Origin of the sequence: Mesorhizobium sp. M7A.F.Ca.MR.362.00.0.0, assembly GCF_004023175.1 — a bacterium.
GTDB lineage: Bacteria > Pseudomonadota > Alphaproteobacteria > Rhizobiales > Rhizobiaceae > Mesorhizobium.
In genome coordinates this window covers 13,264-16,899 of the sequence record NZ_RZTF01000020.1, presented here as the reverse complement: position 1 = coordinate 16,899, position 3,636 = coordinate 13,264, and the positions used below count along the sequence as shown (strand labels likewise).

Below are 3,636 nucleotides of genomic sequence, written 5' to 3'. Positions count from 1 at the left end.
CGCTCCACCTCATGGTTGCGCACGATGATCGGCGGCGAGCCCGTCGCCAATGCCGAGGTGAGGCCGGCCGCCGTGAACCGGCTTTCGGGCAGTACAAATATCTGAAGCCGATCGAGAGGGTTGGCGGTCGGATCGGGAATGATCTGCGCGACAATGCCCGGCAGGCCCTGCAACGTCTCCTTCCACAGGTTGAGCGCGGCGTCTTCGCGGCGGCGGATGCCGGCATGGTCGCGCTTTTCCCAGGCTTCCAGTGCGGCCATGGTGCCGGCGATGCTCTCCTTGCCGACCTTCATGGCGCGGGCGACGCCGCGGTTCTGGAGATAGGCGGTGCGAACCAGATCCTTGCGCCCGGTGACGATGCCGCTGGTCGGCCCACTCAGGAATTTGTGTCCGCTGTAGATGACAATGTCGGCGCCGCGCGCGAGGAAGCCGCGCAGATCATACTCTGAAGCCGCATCCACGATCACAGGGACGCCCCTGGCGTGGCAGATCTCGCAGAATTCCTCCAGGGACAGCATGCCATACTGCACGGTGTGGTGCGCAACGACGTAGAGGCCCGCCGCCGTGCGGTCGTTGATCGCGTCGCGCACATGATAGTCCTGCGTCACGCTGACCGTGCCGGCCGGCACGACCCTGGCGCCCGCCAGCCGGACCGACTGGTCGATCGGCGCACCATAGTTGACGATGTGCCCGAGCTGGACGATGACCTCCGACTTGAGGCCTTCCGTGTTATCAGGCAGCCGCTCGATGGCGAGCAGATTGGTCCCCGTCATCGCACCGGCGATCGCCATGGTGATGCCGCTGGCGCAGCAGGCAGTGATGAAACCGGCCTCGCCGCCGGTCAGGCGCGCGACGATCGTGCTTGCGGCACGTTGCAGGTCATCCATTTCCACCCATTGCGAGGCCATTTCCGCCATGGCGCTGATCGCTTCGGGGACGATGATCGACGCGCCGAGCGCGGTCATCGTGCCGGAGACATTGATGATCGGGCGAAGGCCGAGCCGTTCGCGGATGGTGGTGTTGGAGCCGTCGGTGGAAGTGGTTTTCATCTCTCGGATTCCATTCTTCTAAAGGTCAGGCGGCGATCTCGACAACCGCCTCGATTTCAACGGTGATGTTTCCAGGCAAGGAGCCGACGCCGATCGCCGAGCGGGCATGGCCGCCGATATTGTCGAACACATCGGCAAACAGGTCGGAACAGCCATTGACCACTTTCGGGTGGTCGCTGAAGGTCGGTATGGCGTTGACGAAGCCGAGCAGCTTGACGACGCGCACGATCCGGCCAAGGTCGCCAGTGGCTGCGTGCATGACGGCAAGCAGATTGAGGCCGGTGAGGCGGGCATGGCCATAAGCCTGCTCGACGGTGACATCCTCCCCCACCTTGCCGGTAAACAGCGTGCCGTCGGTGCGCAGCGGACCTTGGCCGGACAGGAAGATCAGCCGGCCGCTTTCGGCATGGGTGACGAAGTTGGCGATCGGTGTCGGCGGCTCGGGCAGCGTCAGGCCCAACGCGGCGAGCCGGATATAAGGCGTCATGAAAGAAGGCTCCTTGCGACAGCGTTCGCTGTCCCGTTCTAGAAATGCGAGGCGCGGAAGCGTGCCAGGAAGGTGCGCAGGCGCTCATTGTCGGTGTCCGCCGCCAGGATTTCGGCGGGTGGGCCCGCCGCGCTGACGCCGCCATCGGCCATGAAGATGATGCGGCTCGAGGCATCTCGGGCAAAGGCCATTTCGTGCGTGACCATGACCATCGTCATGCCGTCCTCGGCCAGGCTGCGCACGACCTCGAGCACCTCGCCGACCAGTTCCGGGTCGAGCGCGGAGGTTATCTCGTCGAGAAGCAGGATCTTCGGCCCCATGGCCACGGCGCGGGCAATGCCGACGCGCTGCTGCTGGCCGCCGGACAGTTCGGCGGGCAGGCTGTCGGCCTTGTGGGCGAGGCCGACCCGGCCGAGCCAGTGTTCGGCGATGGTGCGCGCTTCGGCGTTGCTCTTGCCGCGCACCTTGGTGAGGCCAAGCATGATGTTGCCGGCGGCTGTCAAGTGCGGAAAGAGGTTGAAGCTCTGGAACACCATGCCGGTCTCGGCGCGCATCGCGGCGAGATCGCGTTCGCTGCGACGCTGGCGGGTTCCGGCTTCGCGAAAGCCGACCTCCTTGCCGTCGATGCGGATCGAACCACTGTCATAGCTTTCGAGAAAGTTGACGCAACGCAGCAGCGTGGTTTTGCCGCTGCCGGAGGGGCCGATGACCGTCACCACCTCCCCCTTCGCCACCTGCAGGCTGACCGAACGCAGGACCTTGACGGTCCCAAAGGCTTTGGAAACGTCCTGGACGTCGAGAAGGGCCGGGGTGTTTTTCGGACTTGTGGACATTGCTATTCCCGGATGAAGGAGAAACGCCGCTCGAGCCGCCGGCTGGCGAGCGAAAGGGCATAGTTGACCGCGAAGTAGATGAGCGCGCCGAGAATATAGAGCGGCATGGCCTCATAGGTGCGGCCGATGACCTGGTTGATGGCCTGCATCAGGTCGGTGATGCCGAGCAGCGATACCAGCGCGCTGCCCTTGACCGCATCGGTGACGCCGTTGATCCAGGGCGGCAGGAAGCGCCTGAACGCCTGTGGGAAGATGGAAGATGACGTAGGCGAGCCGCTGTCGAAAGGTCAGCCCGATCGCCATCGCCGCCTCGGACTGCCCTTTCGGAATGGAGCCGACAGCGCCTCTGAAATATTCTACGACCTGGGCTGTCTTGAACAGGGTCAGCGCCAGCACGGCGGCCCAGAACGACGGCAGATGAAGCCCGATGGCCGGCAGTCCGTAATAGACAAAGAAGATGAGCACCAGGATCGGGATGCCGCGGATGGTGTCGCTGAAGATGCGCACGGCCCATTGCAACGGCACCGGGCCATAGACGAGACCGACGCCCATGATCACGCCGGCAATCAGCGAAAATACCACGACCAGCAGGGATACCCACAGTGTCAGCGCAAAGCCCTGGGCGAGGAAAGGTAAGGCATAGGCGATCTGGGTCAGCATATCAGCGCGCCGCCCTGAACCGGCGCTCGACAAGCCGAAGCGCAAAAAGCAAGATGTAGCCGGTCACCAGATACATCGCCGTGACCACGAGATAGACCTCGACGATGCGGAAGGTGTTGAAGTTGATCCACTGGGCGCCATAGGTCAGCTCGGGCACCGAAATGACCGACGCGACGGAGGTGTCCTTGAACAGCGATATGAAGGTGTTGGACAATGCCGGCAAGGTGATGCGCAGCATGGTCGGCAGGCGCACGTTGAGCAGCCTTTGCCAGGGCGTCAGGCCGATTGCCTTGCCGGCGTCCAGCTGTCCGCGCGGAACGGCTTCGAGCCCGGAGCGAAACACCTCGACCAGATAGGCGCCGCTATAGAGCGACAGCGTGACGACGAACGAGGTCGGCGCGCTGTAGGCGATATCGACCACTGTAGGCAAGCCGTAGAAGACGAGGTAGACGAGCAGGATCAGCGGCACGTTGCGGATGAATTCGACGTAGGCGGCGATGATGGTGCGCACGATGCGTCCGGCAGACACGTACCAGACCGCCAGAACCAGGCCGATGACGGTGCCGATGGCGATCGATATGACGGCGAGTTCGAGACTGAGCAGCAG

General features: G+C 63.7%; 6 protein-coding genes. All 6 read right to left on the bottom strand.

The features are described 5' to 3' along the window. The coding region (locus EOC06_RS05085) for an aminotransferase class V-fold PLP-dependent enzyme (RefSeq protein WP_245469345.1) at positions 1 to 1,049 on the bottom strand (1,049 nt) is incomplete at its 3' end. Positions 1,050 to 1,074: 25 nt separating this feature from the next. Continuing rightward, a complete protein-coding gene (locus EOC06_RS05080) occupies positions 1,075 to 1,536 on the bottom strand; it encodes a RidA family protein (RefSeq protein ID WP_127382404.1) in 462 nt (153 codons plus the stop codon). A gap of 38 nt (positions 1,537 to 1,574) precedes the next feature. Then, positions 1,575 to 2,369, bottom strand: coding sequence for an amino acid ABC transporter ATP-binding protein (locus tag EOC06_RS05075; protein WP_128307238.1), 795 nt, complete (start codon positions 2,367 to 2,369; stop codon positions 1,575 to 1,577). A 2-nt stretch (positions 2,370 to 2,371) separates the two neighbouring features. Beyond that, on the bottom strand, positions 2,372 to 2,518 hold the full coding sequence (locus EOC06_RS41730; RefSeq protein WP_245469342.1) for a hypothetical protein: 147 nt from the start codon (positions 2,516 to 2,518) through the stop codon (positions 2,372 to 2,374). After that, complete coding sequence (locus EOC06_RS05070; protein ID WP_245469341.1) at positions 2,481 to 3,029, bottom strand: amino acid ABC transporter permease; 549 nt, start codon at positions 3,027 to 3,029, stop codon at positions 2,481 to 2,483. Before EOC06_RS05070 ends, EOC06_RS41730 begins: the two co-directional genes overlap by 38 nt. 1 nt (position 3,030) lies before the next feature. Further along, positions 3,031 to 3,636, bottom strand: a 606-nt coding sequence (locus tag EOC06_RS05065) for an amino acid ABC transporter permease (protein ID WP_245469340.1), incomplete at its 5' end; no start/stop codon positions are given.

What these genes read in the sequence shown, in the direction of transcription:
- EOC06_RS41730 (WP_245469342.1), bottom strand. Translation starts at nt 2,518, where the DNA reads ATGCAGGCCATCAACCAGGTCATCGGCCGCACCTATGAGGCCATGCCG.
- EOC06_RS05070 (WP_245469341.1), bottom strand. Translation starts at nt 3,029, where the DNA reads ATGCTGACCCAGATCGCCTATGCCTTACCTTTCCTCGCCCAGGGCTTT.
- EOC06_RS05075 (WP_128307238.1), bottom strand. Translation starts at nt 2,369, where the DNA reads ATGTCCACAAGTCCGAAAAACACCCCGGCCCTTCTCGACGTCCAGGAC.
- EOC06_RS05080 (WP_127382404.1), bottom strand. Translation starts at nt 1,536, where the DNA reads ATGACGCCTTATATCCGGCTCGCCGCGTTGGGCCTGACGCTGCCCGAG.